Source organism: Pseudoscardovia suis (assembly GCF_002797875.1).
GTDB lineage: Bacteria > Actinomycetota > Actinomycetes > Actinomycetales > Bifidobacteriaceae > Pseudoscardovia > Pseudoscardovia suis.
The window spans coordinates 57,685-74,223 of the sequence record NZ_PGFC01000007.1 but is presented as its reverse complement, the minus strand read 5'-3'; the positions used below and the strand labels follow the sequence as shown (position 1 = coordinate 74,223).

Below are 16,539 nucleotides of genomic sequence, written 5' to 3'. Positions count from 1 at the left end.
TCCGGGTCACACCCCCTTTCCCATGCCGTTCAGGCGGCCGTATCCCACGCCTCGTAATGCAGGTAACGGTAATGCACGTAATCACCCTTGCTGTGCAATTCACGCCGGTTGTACGTCGTCCACCCGCCCGCAGGCTCACCGTAATTGCCTTCGCTGATGACAAGCGTCCCATCATCCTTCACCTGTTCGATGAACGCGATATGCTCGCCCGCCGAGGCAAGCTCATCCGGCGTGCCATCGTTCGCCACGAGGTCACCCGCACGCGGCTGCGCATCGTATGACACGCCCTGCTGCCCGTCCCTGATCCCACTCGGATAGCCTGCACCCAAGTACGGTGACCATGCGCTCGTATTGCCATGCACCATCGCGGCACGCATATACGCATACCAAAAACATTGGTAGCCCAAACCGTTCATGTACTGTCGCATCCAAGTCTTCCACGCGGACGGCAGGGAGGATGCCTGCCCGTAATCCCCGTCCTTGCACACGCCCACCGCACCGCACATCCATGCGAACGTGCGTCCCGCTTCCTGCGCGTCGGGAGCCTCACCGTCTACCATGCCGCTCGTAGTGACGGCGGTCGCATCACATGAGCCTGTCATACTGACCATGGTCGCACTACCGCCGGCAAGGCTTTGAATGGCTGGCAGAAGGTTTTCCGCCGCTTGCGCACGCGCATCACCCGTCCCATTGTCCACTCCCTCGTACTGTCTGAGCCAGATGCGTGCCGCGTCACCCGCATCCGTGCTTTCCTTCAACCGTTCGTACACCCCATGGTAGGGGCCTGCGAGTTCGTTGACGACCATGCGCATCTGCACGTCGGGGTCATACCAGTTTTTGTTCATGCTTTCCGCAAGGTCGATGAGCGCGCACGCACGGTTGCCGTCCCCTCCCGCGTCCTTGCACCATGTCCATTGCGCGATGCCGAGACCGTATGCTCCGCGACGCGCCCATGAGCGGGCGAACTCGTTGGATTGTTTCGTCCCGTCGAGCCGCCCGCCGATATTCTCATCCTTGTGTTCGAGCTTGTCGAAGGTGATGCCTGATTCGATTGTCCAATTGCCGAGGATCCCGGCGACCATGACGGGTGTGAACGTCAGACTGCCGTTCGCCGGGTCAGGCATGTTGGAGAGAAGCGTTTGCGCGGCTTGGACGGCGTTCCTGTTGTTGTGGAACGTTTGGAGCGTGGTGTCGTCCACGGTGAGTTCCGTGCCCTCGCATTCACTGCCGCCGCTCGCAGTGTCGTCACCCGTGGTGTCGCTCGTGTTCATGAGCGTCGCGATGGTGCCCGTGGTCATCGTGTTGGTAAGCATGGCGAACAGCAGGAGGATGGCGGTGATGGCGAGGATTGGTTTGGTTTTCACTGTGCCCTCCGGGTGTGTCGCGTGTCCCTTGTCCTTTGCCTAGTTTAGTGCGATTGGCTTGTGTTAGGGCGGACTGTCTGGCGGTGTGTTGAGAGTTTCGACTTGACGTGGCAGGAGAGAGGATTGTTGACCATCCGAGATAGTGGAGTATAGAAAAACCCCGGAATGGTCATCGGACACATTCCGGGGTTTTGGTCTGAAAGGTTTTGAATGACCAAGAAAAAGTATAACGCAAACCGTGAAATCATGCAAGCCGACAGCGTGTCTTCCCTTGGTGGAGGCGTGTTCACCTACACGTTCGACTTGACGGATGGCATGTCGATGCCCGTGCGCGTATTGACAGGCGAGGATGGTGAACCGTTCAGTTTCCCGCCGGTCATGCGCGTGTCGAAGACCGGTTTGGCGAAAGCTTTCGAAAAACTCCACGGCATCGGGCTTGCCGTCATGCAACCGGCGGCACACTGAAACAACGGAGACGACAAAGGAGGGTGATGGGCTGCAAACCGTCACCCTCCTCTGTTTTTCTCCGTTTCCCCTTGCTCTACGATTCAGATGCCGGATAGTGAGCGGCGTGCCACGCTCAAACCACAGCATCTTGTTATGGCAGCCGCATACGCGCCCACGATCACCCAATCGGGGATAAGCGACCAGTCCACGACCTTATGCGCGGCAACCCATTCAGCGACAATCTCGGTCGCATACTCCATCACTCGGTCGAGCAAGCCGTTCGGGATAGGCAGGTCGAACCGGTCGAGGATCACAATGTTCACAATGTCGCCCAGCCGTTGGCCGTGCGTATCCACGCCCAGGCCTTGGAGTTCGGTGCTTTCGCCCATGCCGTGTCCTTTCGGTCGTGTTGTTAATCCTTGCCGACACCATTCACACTACGCGGTCACGCGGGAATGTCAAAACAACCTTCAGGATGCCACGCCCTCAGGCGCGGCAATATGCGCGAACACATCGAACTCCACGCCCGTCAGCAACTCATAGTCCGCCGCCAAACCACGCGCAGCCTCAAACCCCGCGCCAACCAGAAAATCCACCGAATCGTCAAACGAACCATCCGTCCACGACTCCACCAATCCACGGCACAACGGCATCACGTTCACATCACCCGACGCGGCGCACGCAATCACACGAAGCATGTTCACCGACATCAACTGCCCGCCATGCTCGCCAACCCACTCCTCAGCCAGACCCCACTGAGAGTCATCCACATGCACGCCATGAGGCTCATACGGTGCGAACACGCTACCCGACGCATCCTCCGACACCCTGCCCGTCAGAATCAACGCCACCATATGGGTCAGCACCCAAGCGTCGAACGACTCCACGTCAGGATCCCACTCATGCCCCTCCGGCGCGTGCATCAACGGCCAGCCCATCGCATCCACCCCGCACAGCATCTCATCACCCTGCAACACGGGCTGCACCCATGAGACGAGCGGGCTCACCAGCGTGCGTTCACCCAGCCAATCGTCCATGCCATCCTTGCCGACAGCAGTATCGTCCACCGGCTGCACGAGCATTCCCACGCCATGCATCATGCGCGGCATCAGCAAATCCGGCGTATCCAACAGCAGCGGGACACCCGATCCGAAACACGGGTACTCCACCATCTGCCCGCGTTCCGGCTGCATACGCGAATCCGCGTCCACAACACCATCCATGATTTCAATCCTTTCCATTGTTCCCATTACCGCGTTTCGCAGCTTCGCGCGCCAGCACATCCGTCGCCGTCGTACTGATCTGCTCCAGCAGACGCGGACTCACCGACACTTCCACAGGAAGCGGCGGATTCTTCAAATCAACGAAATACCCCACCGAACCGCGCACGACACGCTGACGCGCCACACCCGGGTGCGCCGGATCACGCACAGCCGTTCGAATCACCTTCAGGGAAGCGTAATTCGGTTCGCCGTTGCCCAGAACAGGGTCCTGCGTCATACGACCAAGGATACGCCCGCCCGCATCATCGATCTGCAACAGGCGCAACGCTTGCTTCGCGGGACTCACCGTCCCGTCACGTTCCGGCGGATTGTCCAATGCAAGCAGAAGCGCACGGCTGATGCCACCCACCAATCCCGCGTCGATGAACTCCTGCACTTTCTGACTCGCCAACACTGGTGTGAACCGTTGGGAGCGAGCCAATCGCGCCCACTGTTCCAACGTGCTGCCCGCACCCTTGTCACCACCCATCGCAACCCACGCCTCGTCCAAACCGACCATGCCGTCGCGTCCACGCACCGCAGCACCCGCACCCAGCACGGCCATGCGAAGCACCCATGATTGGATGCGGCCGGTCACCGTGCGTCCACCCTTGTCATCCGGCACGAGATTCTGCTCGCCCGCGTTGATCAACGTCAGGTTCTGGCTGACGCGCAACGGTTCCAGTTTGTCGCTCGTGCCGATGATGAGACGCAGCATACGGTAGGAGGACAGGCCGCGGCGGATGGAATCCCATACGGCTCCCGTTTCACGCGGCAAATCCAACGCATCCTCACGTTGCTCATGCCATGCTTCCCACGCCATGCGCAATGCGATGCCGCAGCAACGGGCGCCATGCCGGATACCATACGTGAGCATGGCTGCGATCGACGTTTCGAAATCCGCGCCACCCTCCGGGTTCAGGATGCTCGCAAGCATGATGGTCGCCATGTTCTTCGCCTGCTCCGGCTCGTCCAGCACGTTCAGAGGGTCGAACGTGCCGTCAGCCATGTCGGAATCCATGCGTCGCACGTCACCGCCCAACGCGCGCACCGCATCCTCGAAATCATTGCCTTGCTTCGGATTGATGAGAACGCACGGCGTGTTCCCGCCGCCCGAACGGCTCGGGATCATGCTCCATTGTGCGAACAGGCTCACCAACGCCATGCTCTTGCCCGTGCCCGTGTCACCGATGATGACGAAGAACGGTTTCCTGTCCTCGTCCTGAACGGTCGTCGTGCCGATGTACACGGGCTGCCGGTTCGCTTCCGTGAACCCCAGCAGCGCGCCCTGCGGGTCGCCGCCTTTCGCCATGCTCGCCACGCCCGCGCCCGCGAGCATGTTCGCACTCCAATGCATCTGGTACGGCGTGTATGTGACGGGCGAACACGGGCACATGCTCTTGAACCCCATCAACTGCTCGTATCCCGTGCTCATGTTCACGAAATCGATGCCCGGCACCGCTCCGAGGCTCCTTACAGCGTTTTTCGCAGGCTGCTCGTCGCTACCGGCTGCGAGCACGGCGACGCTCAGGTCAGTGAGGGTGGGCGGCACGTCACGGTGACGGTACACTCTTTTCTGCAAGTCGAGGTTCTCTGCCGCATCCTCCATGTCGCCCGTCGCCTCCTGCCCTTTGCTCCACCGTTCCCGCATTGTTTCGTTCACGGCGCGATCATTGCGGCGTATCTCCGATTCCGTTATCTTCGACGGTTCCACCGTGGCTCGCACGCTCACACCCACGGCGTTCGCGCCGCCGCCTGTCGCGACCTCCAATAATCGTCCCGCCCACAGGTTCCCCGGGTCGGACAGGCTGTTCGAATCGAAGTCGCTCGACTGTGCGAAGCATACGCTCGCTGGGTAACTGCGGGGGATGTGCCATTGGCTGCACGGAATGTCATCGTCGAACATGTTCTGCGCGCTGGCGGCGCTCAACGTGTCCGGGAACAAGTGCATGTGGTCGGTTTCGGCCATGACGGGCAGTGCGTTCGACGCGCTCAGGCACCACCATGATTTCATGCGCGCCACGTTTCGTTCGAACCGTCCCGGATCTGTCTCGTACATTTGCGTGAACGGCAGGAAGCCGGCGCGTAGCATGACCTGTTCGATTTCCTTCGCGTCGGCCAGGTATTCTTCGAATTGCGCTGCACCGTTCTGCAAGCCGTATGCCATGCGGTCGACGCTTCGCATGATGCGGCGCATGAGCCGCGGCTTGTGGTTGCCGTGCATGAGCGGGTCGCCGCCCGTGTACAGGGGTACGCCGATGAAAGCGCATGAGTCCTGTACCGTCATCCGCCGGTATGCCTCTGCCTGCCATTGTCCCAGTGCGCTTCCTCGCATGATGCGGGGAGGCTCGTACTGGCGTGGGAAGCTGCATGCGAGCATGTGGAAACGCCGGTATTGGCTTTTCAGCAGGCTTCTGTATCTCATGCCGCTGACGGTCACTTGGGATGCCAGGCCTTCGAAGAACACGCCGAACTGGTGGGCTGCGTTCACTCTCTGCGTGTCGGACGCGCCGTCCAGCAATGGCAGTTCCATGGGGATTTCCGCCCATAGCCATACGGTGCGCATGGGGTCGGTGGACCTGAGCAGCCCGTATTCCGTGTGCGGGCTGATGAACGATTCCGGGCTGTCGAACCCGTCGCCTCGTGCCATGATGGGATTGTTCCTTTCCTGTTCAGGCGATGCGGAACAACGTGCTGAACCATTGGAGGATGCTGTTCAGCAGGCCGGGCAGCCATCCGCCGACGAGGCTTATCGTTTCCCTTACGGGCACGCCCCATGCTTGCAGGATGCCGCCCAACACCCATGTGAGCCACATGACGAGCACGATGCGCATGGTGACGGTCACCCATCGCGAGCCCTTGCGTATGGCGGCGAGTACGCCGAACACGATGAGCATGAGGGTGAGTGTCGCGCCGGTGGGTGTGAATATCCAGCTGTTGAACACGCCGAGTCCCGTGTTTGCGGTGCCGGTGAGCGTGCCTGTCGCGGTGTCCGCGAGCGTGATGAGAGTGCCTGTCATCGTTGGTTCCTTTCCTGTTGTCCTCCGGGTGACGTCTGTTGTCCTTCGGGGGACAGTCGCCGCCCTTCGGGGGACGTCTGCTTGCCATCCACATGGATTTCGACGTCCGACGCGACGGACGGCTGCGCCTGCCGGTTGTGCTGGTCTTGCGCCTGCTGTTGGAATGTGCGCGCCCATCCGGGCATGGGCGGCGTATGCGGGTCCAACGGATCGTTGTAGGTTCCGTGGTCGTTCCCGTCCGGGTCAACCCACGCGGATTCCGTGGGGTCGATGCCCGGACCCGATGCGACCGTCTCATGGTGGACGGGGTGCGCGCCCATGTCCATGTAATCGCGTTCATCCACCTGTTCGCGTTCGTGACGTTCGTCCACGAGATGCTGCGCGTGCAGGATCTTGCGGTACATGTCCTGCTGTTCTTCGCGTCGAGCCTTGTACTCATCCTCCGACAGCCGGTCCGCCTTCTTGTGTTCGAGGTACCGGTGGTGGATTTCACCGGCGACGGTGGCTGTTCCGGCGGCTGCGAAGCTTCCCGTGGTTTTCGCAATGGTGCCGGCGGTTTTCACGACCGTGCCGACCGTCTTCCTGCCGTTGCGGCTGGTGAGCATCCTGCCGGCTGCGATCACACCCATTCCTGCGGTGATGGGGTTGCTGAGCATGAGCGCGGTCGCACCGAGTTTCACGGCCGTACCGGCATGCCGTGCGCCGAACCTCCATGCGGCTGGCACGGCTTTCCGCATGCCATGCCATGCGCGGGGGACGGCGGTGTGGAACATGAACCGTGCGCCGCCGGTCGTGAGGCTGCGTGCGACGAGCGCCGCCTTGCCTTCCGCCATGAGCGCTTCGCCCACCCAGCCGATGCCGCCGGGGAGTCTGAGCGCGAGGCGTGCCCTGTGTTGCATCACCTTGTTTTCCTGCTTGGAGTAGGTGCGTTTGCCACGGTCCACGGCGTCCTGTATGTCGTGCGCCACGGTGCCTTTCACTTTTCGGGCGAACGGGAGGGCTTTCCCGTCCATGAGGCTGCTTGCGGCGGTGACGGCGCGTGCGGCGGGGCGTGTCATGGCGAATGCGAGGTCACCGTGGCGGCCCATGGCGCGGTCGAAGCGTTGGCGGGCGGTCTGCTGCGCACCGGCCTGCTGCTGTGCGTCGGCATCCTGCTGCTGCGCATCCGTGTTTTCCTGTGCGGTCTGGTCGAGCGTATCGGCGGAGTCCAATGCGTCGCCTGAACCCTGCCCGTCATGTATGTCGTCGGGATTGGTGTCCGCCCCATCCACATCGGGGTTGACAGACGTGGTGTGCGGCATGCCGTTGATGGGCGTGGACATGTCCTCCATGTCGGGCGCGCCGCCATCGGTTTCGCCGTCCTGCGTGTCTGCATCCTCCTGTGCGGTCTGGTCGAGCGTATCGGCGGATTCCCGTGCATCCCCCGATCCCGTGGTCCCGCTGGTACGGTCGGCGGTCGCATCCGCGGCTTCCGTTCCGCCGGTGCCTTCGGCTTTGCCAGTGCCAGTGGTTCCACCACCCGGACCCGTGGTACCGCCGGTGCCTTTGGTACCGTTCGCTGCAGCCGCATCCTCCTGCGCGACCTCCCCCAGGCGCTCCGAACTGTCGGATTCGCCTCCCGACGGCTTGTCATGCGCAGCGTCCTTCGAATGATGCTCCTCACCGGCACCATCCTTGCCGGAACCCCTGCCTTTGCCGTTGTGCAGCATGTCCATGGCCTTGCCCATCACCATGCGACGGCCACGGCTCGTCAGACCGCCGTACAGGGCGCCGCCACCCACTCCGGCCATCACCGTGCGCAGGTCGAACGGGTTGCGCACCTTCAGCACGTGTTCGAAGAACATTTTGATGAGCAGCAGTGCGATGAGCATGCTGCAGCCTGAGAACACGTTGTAGAAGAACGTGCCGCTCATGCCGCTCGTCAGGTTCAGGCAGATGGCGCTGATGCCCGTGGCGACGTTGCCCAGTATGCTGTACAGGACGCCGACCATCGCCAGTTCCGTCAGGTATTTGAACCAGTTGCGCAATACGTTTGACACGGCTGTGCCGAATGGGAATGCGCGCACCATGAACGCGATGACGAGGAAGATGCCCATGAGGAGCATGGCGATCTTGCTCATGATGAGCGCGGCGCTCATCACCATGCTGATGCCACCGTCGCATATTGCGCCGATGAGGCTGCCTATCGCACCGCCTGTGTCCTTGCCTGCGCCGCCGTACATGCGTTCGAGGCTTGCGCGTACATGTGGGTATGAGGCGTCTGTGTTCGCTTCGGCCCATGTGGCGGATGCGTTGGGCGCGTCGAACCGCCAGCCGAGGGTCGCCATGTCGCCCATGTTCGTGCCGGACTGCTTGTCCGTGCCGCTGTTCTTGTCTTGGCTGCGATGCAACTGCTTCGTGCCGTTCCCGTTCAGCAACACCGTCTCGCACACGTCCGTCGTCGCATCCTGACGCGCCGTATCATCCGCACTGCTGCTGGTCGTGGCGCTGCGGATGCCTCCCGTCTCCGAATCCGGCGGCTCCACGCTCCTCAGCTCACCATCCTTGCTGGTCGCATTGCCACCCACACGAAGCGTGATACCACCATCGCCTTTGATGGGACCCGACCCGTTGTCACCCATGTTGTTCACGAACACACCCCAGCCGTCGCGCGCCGTCACATTGTCCTGACTGCCTTTCGACGTGCACGTCTCCCAGAATTCCGCGAGCCTCCAGATACGGTTGCCGGTGTTGTCACGCGCATCCGTCTCCGACCCGCCGCCATACACGCTGGGGGCGAGGGGATCAATCCAATTGTTCACATTGAAAATCCATGCGGCGGTCTTCGAATCAACCTGCAAACCCATCTGCTTGTTCACCAACTGGCGTTGCACTTCCGTCTGCGTGCCCGCCTTCGCCTCCAGCACGTGACAGTAGACGGCTTGCGCGTCCGCAGCCTCCTCCTTCGAACTTTGCGATCCGGCCGTCGGATTGCCGAACTGCATCGTCACCCAGTTGCGCAACGCGGTCTCCTCCCACAACTGGTTCACGGCGTTGAGCACCGCGCTGCTCGTGCCCGTGGAAGCCGTCGCATCCTTGTACTGCTTGTGCATCTGCCACAGGTAGTCCTGACAGTTGCGTTCCTCACTACCCTTGTGTTCGACGGCCATGAGGTTCGAATTGCCTTCGGTGAGCGCACCCCCTAGGTCGAGTCCCACGGTCATTTTGTTGACGGCGTTGTTCGCGGTCTGCACCACCCACCATGGGCTTCCTTTCGCCGGACCGTTCTCCGTGCTGTGCATCGCGGCGGTGCTGGTCACGGTGAGCGCCGTGATGCACAGGATGGTGGCTGCGAGGCGTTTGCTGCTGCTGGCGACGGTGCCTTTGCCCCATACGCTTGCCATGAGGATGCCGAAGATCGCGAGGATGGTGAACACTGCGGGCAGCGCGCCGTTGAGGAAGTTCTGTGCGAGCGTGCCCGCGCTTTTGTCGAGGCGCGCGTAGAACCCGTTCATGTTCGTGCCGCTGCTGCTGGTTCCGAAGCTTGCGGCGAAATCCGCGAAGCTGATGGCGCTGCGCCAGAAGATCTGCGTGAATTGCAGCACCATGTTCGGCAGGGCGAGTTTCATCGTCTGGGTGGTGTTGTACAGCGTTTTGCCGATGCTGCTGAACCCTTTCGCATCCTCGGTGCGGATGTCGACGGAGCTGACCTTGTCGCCCCACCGTCCTGATGGGAGGCACCACGTGGGGTCGGTGCTCGATCCGCTGCCGCCTGTCGCGCACAGGGCGGTGACCGTATGAGTGCCATCCTGCGTTGCCGGATCGCTGTGCGGGTCGGGTGCAGCCCATGCGGGTGGCGTGCAGACGGCTGTGAGCAGGGCGAGCAGCAGGAGGATGATGGGCAGATGCCATGCGCGCGGCATGCCGGGGGAGCGTCGGTTCATTTGACGAACACCGCCTTTTCCATGCGTGTGACGTTTTCCGCGTGCGTGCTGTTGGGGAGGAACACTTTGCCGTCCACGCGCGTGGATTGGAGGCGGCGGAGGGCTCGTTTCCACCTGAGTTCGTGTGTCGCGTCCTTGACGGTGCCGACTCCCATGAACGGTCCGAGTGCGCCTCCGGCGACGACGAAGATGGCGCCGTACTGGTGGAGGACGCCCCACAGGAGGATGGCTATGAGGAGTCCCGTGACGGCACCGCCGATGAGGAACAGGAGGGTTTTGGAGCGTATCTCCGTGTTTTTCGTCAGGCGTATGGTGTTGGTTTTCTCCATGCGTTCGGGGCAGCTGACGCTGGTGATGTCGTCCATTGTTTCGCTTGGCGGCGCGTAGTATCCCATGGGTTCCTTCTTGTGGTTGCGGCGTGTCCTCCTTGTGTGGGGCGGTGGCCCCGTGTCTCAGCTACCGAGCAGCTTGTTGCTGTCCGTGTTGAGGAAGTCGATGAGCTTGTCCACGACTCCGAGCGCCGGACCGAGGAGGGTTGGTGCGAGCAGTATGAGGATGAAGAGGATGGTGAAGAAGATCGTCTTGCCGTTGGAATATTGCATGACGAGCTGATTCTGCTTGCCCATTGCCTTCATGATGAGCGCGAGGATGAGCATGGCTGCGAGGACGATCGCGACGAGAGCCATGACGGTCTTGAGGAACTGGCCGATGCCGTTGGTCCAGAAACTCCCGAAGAACTTATCGTACGTGGTTTTCAGATTGCTGACATCGCCACCCGAACCGCCGGCCATCACCATCGTCTTCGCCGTGACTCCAAGCGCGGCATTCGAAACCATACCCATGATCGACTCCAATCATTCAAGGAAACAAGGAAATGCAAGACACCTTGCACACCACCAACAATACTACGGAAACCGGGTGTTACAGCCTGCCCGCACGGTAAAATCAAGCCGGGTCGGATTCGAAATCATGCACGTGCACGAGGAACGACGGCTGCGTCTGCTCCACGGTGCGCGTCCTCACCGCAGCCCAATGAGCCGGAAGGTTCACCACCGCGCCCCGCGTCCACCCGTCCGCGCCATCCGAATCCGTCAACCTGTCTGCGGCTGTCTGCGCGACCTCCGGGTCGCTCGTGTTGAACGTCACATACGTGCCGTACCCGGTGAAACTGCGCATCAGCCCCGGTGAGAACTGCTGTACGTACTGCGTGGCGAACACGAGGATCAGGCCGAACGACCTGCCCTGCTCATGCAACTGGCATAGTATGCGGTCGTCCGAGTTCGCAAGCATGCTCAGCTCGTCGCATACAAGCATCACATGCCTGCCTTGCGCCTGCCAGCCTTGGCACATGCCCGTCATCGTGTTCCACATGCGGTACATGAGCCATGCGCCGAGTATCCTGTCCATGCGTTCCGGCAGGCTCCGCCCGTCATGCGGGGCGAGCACGACATGGTATTCGCCGGGAGTGCCCAGCAGTCCACGCCATGTGAGTTTGCCGCGGCGTGGCGTGAACACGTGTTCGCATGCCATGAACTGGCGTACCTTGTTGCGGCTCGCGTTCGTCCTTTCCAACAGCGTGCGGTCGTTCACCGTGTTGCGACCCTTGCTGTCCGGACGCCCGTACAACTGTTCGGCGGCGCGCGCAGCCTGAACCGTGTCGTCGCACGGCTGTTCCACTGCGAGGGCGCGCATCACCTTGCCTAATGCGCGTGCGCTTCCCACCTGTCCGTCCGACCCGCACAAGGCCATGAGTGCCCATCCGATGGGGCTTTTCTGTTCGTGCGCTTGTTCGCAGCCGAAGCATTCCGTGTCCTGTGACAGGCGGCGGATGCGTTCCCCCAATGGCAGGGGTTGGTCGGGCGAGTGACTGGTGAGCTTGCCGTGCGCCAACTGGTAGCGTGTCGCTGTGATGGCTATCGTCATCGCGTTCGCTATCACGTCGAGGGAGTCATTGCGGATATCGCCGTCATCGAACGAATACTGCATGGCTGCTGCGATGCCTGTCGCGGTGCGCGCCGCATCCAACCCATCCAACAAGCCGCACATGTCGAGCGTCGCATACCGTTCGTCCGCCAAGTAGGTGACGGTGCGGGATGATGGCGTGCCGTGCTTGGCATGCCAGCGGTTCATCGCCGTGATAGCATGATCGTCCTTCATGGCGAAGTCGATGACACTGCTATCTTGTCCCCAGATGCTGCCGGGAGTGTCATCCCGGTGCGCCAACGCCCATTGCATGAAACCGTAGGTGAGGACGCTTTTGCCGCTGCCCTGTTCGCCGGTGATGGCGACACCCTTGTACAGTTGGTCGGCGGGAATATGCCCGGTGCGTCCCGTCTGGTCGGTTCCCAACGGCACGCCGTCGTGGGAGAGCACGTCCGGCACTGGATGTGTTTCCTGGCGTGCCGCGACACTGTCATCCACGGGCAGCGCGAGGCTCGTCACGATGCCGGGCGGGAGGATCAGCGTACTGCGTTGCAACGGGTAATCCTCGACCTGTCTCCTCATGTCAAGCATGCCGAGCCGTGTCTCCTTGTCACTGCCCGCAGCCTTGCGATGGCTTGGAGGGGTGATGCGTGTGCGGGGGCGTTCCATGATGTCATCCCACAGGCTGCGCCTCGACCATCGGAATACTGCGAACAAGAGGAAAGGAAGCAGGGGGAGGGGAAGCCAGATGGGTGGCGTCCATGCGACACCCAGCATGACCGCTCCTGCGAGCAATAGTGGTGGGAGGATCCACCAATCGGACGGGTGTACGCCCATGAGACGCATCACGCCTGTCACAAGCAAGTGGATGAGGGAGAACGCCAAGGGGATGAGCATGGGCTTCCGCCCCCATGGCGCGCACACCGTGAGCAGCACGCACAGCATTCCCCCCAGAGTGAGGGCGGCGGGCAGTCCCGCACACGGCAGGCTCGTCTTCTCACCCATGTCGCTCAGACTGCTGACCGCTTGTCCGACGTTCGCCGCGAATCCCTTCGCCTGATTCGGGTCAGCGCACCCGGTGGTGATGCGCGCGCACAAGGCGTTCGCTTTCACCAAGTCGTTCTCATCCTCCACGGTGTTGCCTTCGTCCGCCACCCAGTCGCGGATGCGTGATTGTTCCAATAGGCCGCGCCGGCGCATGGTGACGCTCACATACGAGTCGGGTGGCATGAGTGTTTCCACGCTGCGTCTCAGTTCGCTTCCGCGTTCCCGGATTTTCTCCAATCCGTTCACACTGTTGAGACGGGCACGCCATGGGACGGTCGCATGCCGTGCATGTCCCACGGCCGGTGGGAGCGGCGGATAGGCATCATCCTCCAGACGGGTCGTTTGGAAGCCGATGAGCCTGCCGGCTTTCTCCACTTGCTCCGTCTCCCCGTACAACCATTCCTCGGGTGGTTGGCTTCCCGTGCGTGTCAATAGGAGGGTCGTGCCGGCCATGAGCGCGCTTGCCGTGTTGGCGCGTGTTCGCGCCTGGTCTTCGTCCAACGTGAGGAGGGTGCGCGTCACCCGATGCCATGCTTTCGTCCTGCTGTCCATCAGCCGCGAGCCTCCCAATCCGTGTCGTCCATGGTGCCGTCCGTGTCCGGCTCGTCGTCATCCCAATCCGTGTCATCCGCCTGTTGCGCGTACTCGTCGTAAGCGGGATCCCAATTGTCGTAGATGAGGCTGTACGGGAATCCGCCGGGCACGCGGAAGGCTGTGAGCTTCTCCCTTTCCGCGAGCATCCACAGCCACAGGGTCATGCGCACCGTATGCTCCTGCGTGTCCAACGCCCACGCGATGTCGAGCCTGCCGTCCGTGAGATGCGTCGTGTCGTGGAGGCGTTCCCGCATACGCCGCACCCATCGTTTCGCCGTAATGTACTGTGTGCCGAACATGGCTTCGTCAAGCTGGATGAGATGAATCTGCCCGATGCGTTTCGGATCGTTCGCATAGTTTGCGATGAGCATGGGAAGCACCTTGTCCAAATGCCCTTCGTCCACGAGGCGTGCGGCTTGCGCGAGGACAGCGAGACGTATGCGACGGTTGGTTTCCTTAGCCACGCGGCTTTCCCTGATGCCGGGACGGTAGTCGTGTCCCATGGTCATATGGCTGCCTCCGGCGTATCCGTTTCACCGGGCGTCACGACATGCGGTGTGAAACCGTGGAAGCCTCCGCGCATGTCCGGGGGGAACGCCCAGCCGCTCATGTCCCACCCGTAGATCCTGAGCATTTCGTCACGCATGAAACGCCACCCCCAGTCCTGTACGGCTTTCACACCGTTCACATGCCGGGGCGTGTGTTCCTTCCACATGGGGTCGAAGACGCTGCGCCGCATGCCGCGCATGTCCGTGTACTCGCCCCAATGCGCGGTGGGCGTCCCGTGATCATACCATTCCTCCCATGTCGCCCACCCCATGCGGCTCGCCACATCCGGGTCACCGGCCGTCATCTCCGGCATGCCGGAAAGCGCATGCACCACAGGGAGGAAGTTCGGGTAAGCGTCCGCCGCACGGGATTGCACGAACAGCCAGACGCACAGCATGCCACGGCGTTCCATGGGACTGAACGCGAGGAAACGCGCCCACCTTTCGAGTTTCCGCATGAACGTTTCCGACGCCGTGGTCTGCACTTCGATGCCTGCGAGCACATTGTCCCGGGTGAGCATCACCGTGTCCATGCCTGCCGCCGCATGCGACCCTGATTCGCGTGTGGCCTGCGGGTCGATGAGACGGAACGCGCCCCAACCGTCGCCTGCGGTGAGCCTGACGCGCGTGTCACGGCATGCTGTCAGGCCGACGTGCGCGGCGAACGTGTTATGCCGTGCGTGCGTGTGCATGGCACGCCACAATGTGGAGGTCATCACCTGCGCCAGCCATGGGCGTCCCTGCCCGATGTAGTCGAGGACACGGCGTACGAGTTTCGCATCATCACCGACACCGACCCACACTTGGGGGAGGGTGATTCCCTCGATGCGTTCCCTCCGGCTGAACCCGACGTTGATGATGCCAAGCCGGTTGAGCGCACCCCACAGTCCGGGTTCGTGACGGTTGAACGCGGGCAATGGCATGTCGCACAATCCGGCGCGCAACTGGCTGACCGTCGCCGTCCTCCAGGCGAACAGGCTGCTGATGATCGCGTCCACGGTTTCGGGTTGGTCGCGTACCATTGCTTCCGCGACCTTCCAGTACGGCATCATCCATTCGTTGCCGTCGCGGGCGGCGACCTTCACGGGTTTTTCGAGGGTCGCCATGTGGCTTGCCCGCCACCAGTCCACGTCGGAATCGTAAGCGTAGAGCCTCTTGTCCGCAGGATCGAAGAACCCGGTCCACGGTCGTTCCGTCATGCCGCTCACAGTTTCCATCCTTTCGCTTTCTCCTTCACCCGATCAGGGTCGAAACCCATGCCGGGCAACGCCCAGTCGAGCACTTTCTCGCGTGTCCTGTCCAACCCCGGGTCGTTCCACCCGGATTCCCCTGCGGCGATGCGCATACCCGCTTCATGGGATTGGAATTCCACGCCCAGCCATGTCGCCCACCGCGTCCAGTCGATGCGTTTCCAATCGGCTTGCCTCATGCCTTCGGGAATGGTGTCCTTCACTCCGACCTGCTGCGGGTCGATGCCTGTCTGCGGTAGTGCGCTCAGCAATCCGACCGCATCACCTTGCGTCTGCACTCCGGCTTTCACGATGAACAGGATGTGCGCGCCTTCATGGGAGAGGGGCAGGAGGAAATCGTGTGCGGCGGTGCCCGGTCGGGTGAAGTCCACGGCGCTCACACGGTCAAGGTCGATGATTATGAACCCCCATGCGCGGCGTGCTGCGCGCACGTACTCGACGTACTCGTCCCACGTGACGGTCATGCCGGGTGGTGGTGCGAAACACACGTCGTAAGGCACATGGAGGGTCTTGCCTTGGTTCGCTCCGCGCGTGGGGTTTCCACCCCTCCACTCGTAGATGGTGCGCAGCGTCCGGGTGCGCGCGGGATCGAAGAAACTGCGTTGCGATGATTGGAGCATGTTGCCATCCACGAGCAGTGTCGGCACCTGTCGGCTTGCGCGTTCCGCGAGCCTGCGACTGGTGACGCTTTTGCCGACGCCACCCGTGCAGCTCGTCACGAACAGTATGCTCCCGGAGCGTCTGGCGTGCCCGGTCATGACGTCCGCGACCACCCGCGTGTCGGCTATGTCAACGTCCCAGAACAGGCGGATGAACGCGCCCAGTGTCATGGCCAGCGCCTTGCCGGGCAGGGGTTCGGTCCCCATGGGCGGCTGGTCGGGGCTGCACCAGTAGACGCGCCATCCGGCTTGCTGCGCCGGTTGCCATAGGGCGGGCTGGTCGGTGAGCATCGCACCATGCCGTCCGGGGGGAACGGGGTGGTGCTCGAGCCACCGGGCTTGCTCCCCGGGGTCGTTTCCGACGGGCGGGATGCCGGTGCCTGCTGGCAGGAGCCGGGTGACTTCGGTCAGCAATTGACCGTAACCTGACACGAAAACGACCATGAGTCCTCCGGGTTTGGCGGAATCGGGTGGTTTCGGGTGGTTTGGCACCTAGACGTTG

At 62.1% G+C, this 16,539-nt stretch carries 13 protein-coding genes; 1 reads left to right on the top strand and 12 read right to left on the bottom strand.

Going from position 1 to position 16,539, the window contains the following annotated elements:
• Positions 1–29: 29 nt before the first annotated feature.
• Complete coding sequence (locus CLV65_RS07845; protein ID WP_094691971.1) at positions 30–1,364, bottom strand: phage tail tip lysozyme; 1,335 nt, start codon at positions 1,362–1,364, stop codon at positions 30–32.
• A gap of 210 nt (positions 1,365–1,574) precedes the next feature.
• On the opposite strand from CLV65_RS07845, the gene CLV65_RS07840 reads away from it, so the two are divergent.
• Positions 1,575–1,829: a hypothetical protein gene (locus CLV65_RS07840; RefSeq protein WP_094691970.1), complete on the top strand. Its 255-nt coding sequence runs from the start codon at positions 1,575–1,577 to the stop codon at positions 1,827–1,829.
• Positions 1,830–1,912: 83 nt separating this feature from the next.
• Here the strand turns inward: CLV65_RS07840 and CLV65_RS07835 are convergent, their stop codons facing one another.
• From CLV65_RS07835 to CLV65_RS07785, 11 genes are all read right to left on the bottom strand, one after another.
• The gene (locus CLV65_RS07835) at positions 1,913–2,200 is read right to left on the bottom strand and encodes a hypothetical protein (RefSeq protein ID WP_094691969.1); all 288 of its coding nucleotides are present in this window, start codon (positions 2,198–2,200) and stop codon (positions 1,913–1,915) included.
• A gap of 81 nt (positions 2,201–2,281) precedes the next feature.
• Complete coding sequence (locus CLV65_RS07830; protein WP_144441927.1) at positions 2,282–3,052, bottom strand: hypothetical protein; 771 nt, start codon at positions 3,050–3,052, stop codon at positions 2,282–2,284.
• Positions 3,039–5,723 carry an ATP-binding protein gene (locus CLV65_RS07825; protein ID WP_094691967.1) on the bottom strand — a complete coding sequence of 895 codons (2,685 nt, stop codon included), beginning with the start codon at positions 5,721–5,723 and terminating at the stop codon, positions 3,039–3,041. Before CLV65_RS07825 ends, CLV65_RS07830 begins: the two co-directional genes overlap by 14 nt.
• A 22-nt stretch (positions 5,724–5,745) precedes the next feature.
• On the bottom strand, positions 5,746–6,093 hold the full coding sequence (locus CLV65_RS07820) for a hypothetical protein (RefSeq protein ID WP_094691966.1): 348 nt from the start codon (positions 6,091–6,093) through the stop codon (positions 5,746–5,748).
• A complete protein-coding gene (locus tag CLV65_RS07815; protein ID WP_094691965.1) occupies positions 6,090–10,016 on the bottom strand; it encodes a TrbL/VirB6 family protein in 3,927 nt (1,308 codons plus the stop codon). The genes CLV65_RS07820 and CLV65_RS07815 overlap by 4 nt, the downstream gene beginning before the upstream one ends.
• On the bottom strand, positions 10,013–10,411 hold the full coding sequence (locus tag CLV65_RS07810; protein ID WP_094691964.1) for a hypothetical protein: 399 nt from the start codon (positions 10,409–10,411) through the stop codon (positions 10,013–10,015). The genes CLV65_RS07815 and CLV65_RS07810 overlap by 4 nt, the downstream gene beginning before the upstream one ends.
• Before the next feature lie 57 nt (positions 10,412–10,468).
• Positions 10,469–10,858, bottom strand: a complete 390-nt coding sequence (locus CLV65_RS07805; RefSeq protein ID WP_144441926.1) for a hypothetical protein — start codon at positions 10,856–10,858, stop codon at positions 10,469–10,471.
• A gap of 103 nt (positions 10,859–10,961) precedes the next feature.
• Positions 10,962–13,538 carry an ATP-binding protein gene (locus CLV65_RS07800; protein WP_094691962.1) on the bottom strand — a complete coding sequence of 859 codons (2,577 nt, stop codon included), beginning with the start codon at positions 13,536–13,538 and terminating at the stop codon, positions 10,962–10,964.
• On the bottom strand, positions 13,538–14,089 hold the full coding sequence (locus CLV65_RS07795) for a hypothetical protein (RefSeq protein WP_094691961.1): 552 nt from the start codon (positions 14,087–14,089) through the stop codon (positions 13,538–13,540). The genes CLV65_RS07800 and CLV65_RS07795 overlap by 1 nt, the downstream gene beginning before the upstream one ends.
• Positions 14,086–15,345: a hypothetical protein gene (locus tag CLV65_RS07790; RefSeq protein WP_094691960.1), complete on the bottom strand. Its 1,260-nt coding sequence runs from the start codon at positions 15,343–15,345 to the stop codon at positions 14,086–14,088. Before CLV65_RS07790 ends, CLV65_RS07795 begins: the two co-directional genes overlap by 4 nt.
• Entirely contained in the window at positions 15,333–16,481 is a 1,149-nt protein-coding gene (locus CLV65_RS07785; protein ID WP_094691959.1) for a P-loop NTPase family protein, read from the bottom strand. Before CLV65_RS07785 ends, CLV65_RS07790 begins: the two co-directional genes overlap by 13 nt.
• Positions 16,482–16,539: the final 58 nt, after the last annotated feature.

Coding starts and splice junctions, on each gene's coding strand:
- CLV65_RS07840 (WP_094691970.1), top strand. CDS start 1,575: ATGACCAAGAAAAAGTATAACGCAAACCGTGAAATCATGCAAGCCGAC.
- CLV65_RS07835 (WP_094691969.1), bottom strand. CDS start 2,200: ATGGGCGAAAGCACCGAACTCCAAGGCCTGGGCGTGGATACGCACGGC.
- CLV65_RS07830 (WP_144441927.1), bottom strand. CDS start 3,052: ATGGAAAGGATTGAAATCATGGATGGTGTTGTGGACGCGGATTCGCGT.
- CLV65_RS07825 (WP_094691967.1), bottom strand. CDS start 5,723: ATGGCACGAGGCGACGGGTTCGACAGCCCGGAATCGTTCATCAGCCCG.
- CLV65_RS07820 (WP_094691966.1), bottom strand. CDS start 6,093: ATGACAGGCACTCTCATCACGCTCGCGGACACCGCGACAGGCACGCTC.
- CLV65_RS07815 (WP_094691965.1), bottom strand. CDS start 10,016: ATGAACCGACGCTCCCCCGGCATGCCGCGCGCATGGCATCTGCCCATC.
- CLV65_RS07810 (WP_094691964.1), bottom strand. CDS start 10,411: ATGGGATACTACGCGCCGCCAAGCGAAACAATGGACGACATCACCAGC.
- CLV65_RS07805 (WP_144441926.1), bottom strand. CDS start 10,858: ATGGGTATGGTTTCGAATGCCGCGCTTGGAGTCACGGCGAAGACGATG.
- CLV65_RS07800 (WP_094691962.1), bottom strand. CDS start 13,538: ATGGACAGCAGGACGAAAGCATGGCATCGGGTGACGCGCACCCTCCTC.
- CLV65_RS07795 (WP_094691961.1), bottom strand. CDS start 14,089: ATGACCATGGGACACGACTACCGTCCCGGCATCAGGGAAAGCCGCGTG.
- CLV65_RS07790 (WP_094691960.1), bottom strand. CDS start 15,345: ATGGAAACTGTGAGCGGCATGACGGAACGACCGTGGACCGGGTTCTTC.
- CLV65_RS07785 (WP_094691959.1), bottom strand. CDS start 16,481: ATGGTCGTTTTCGTGTCAGGTTACGGTCAATTGCTGACCGAAGTCACC.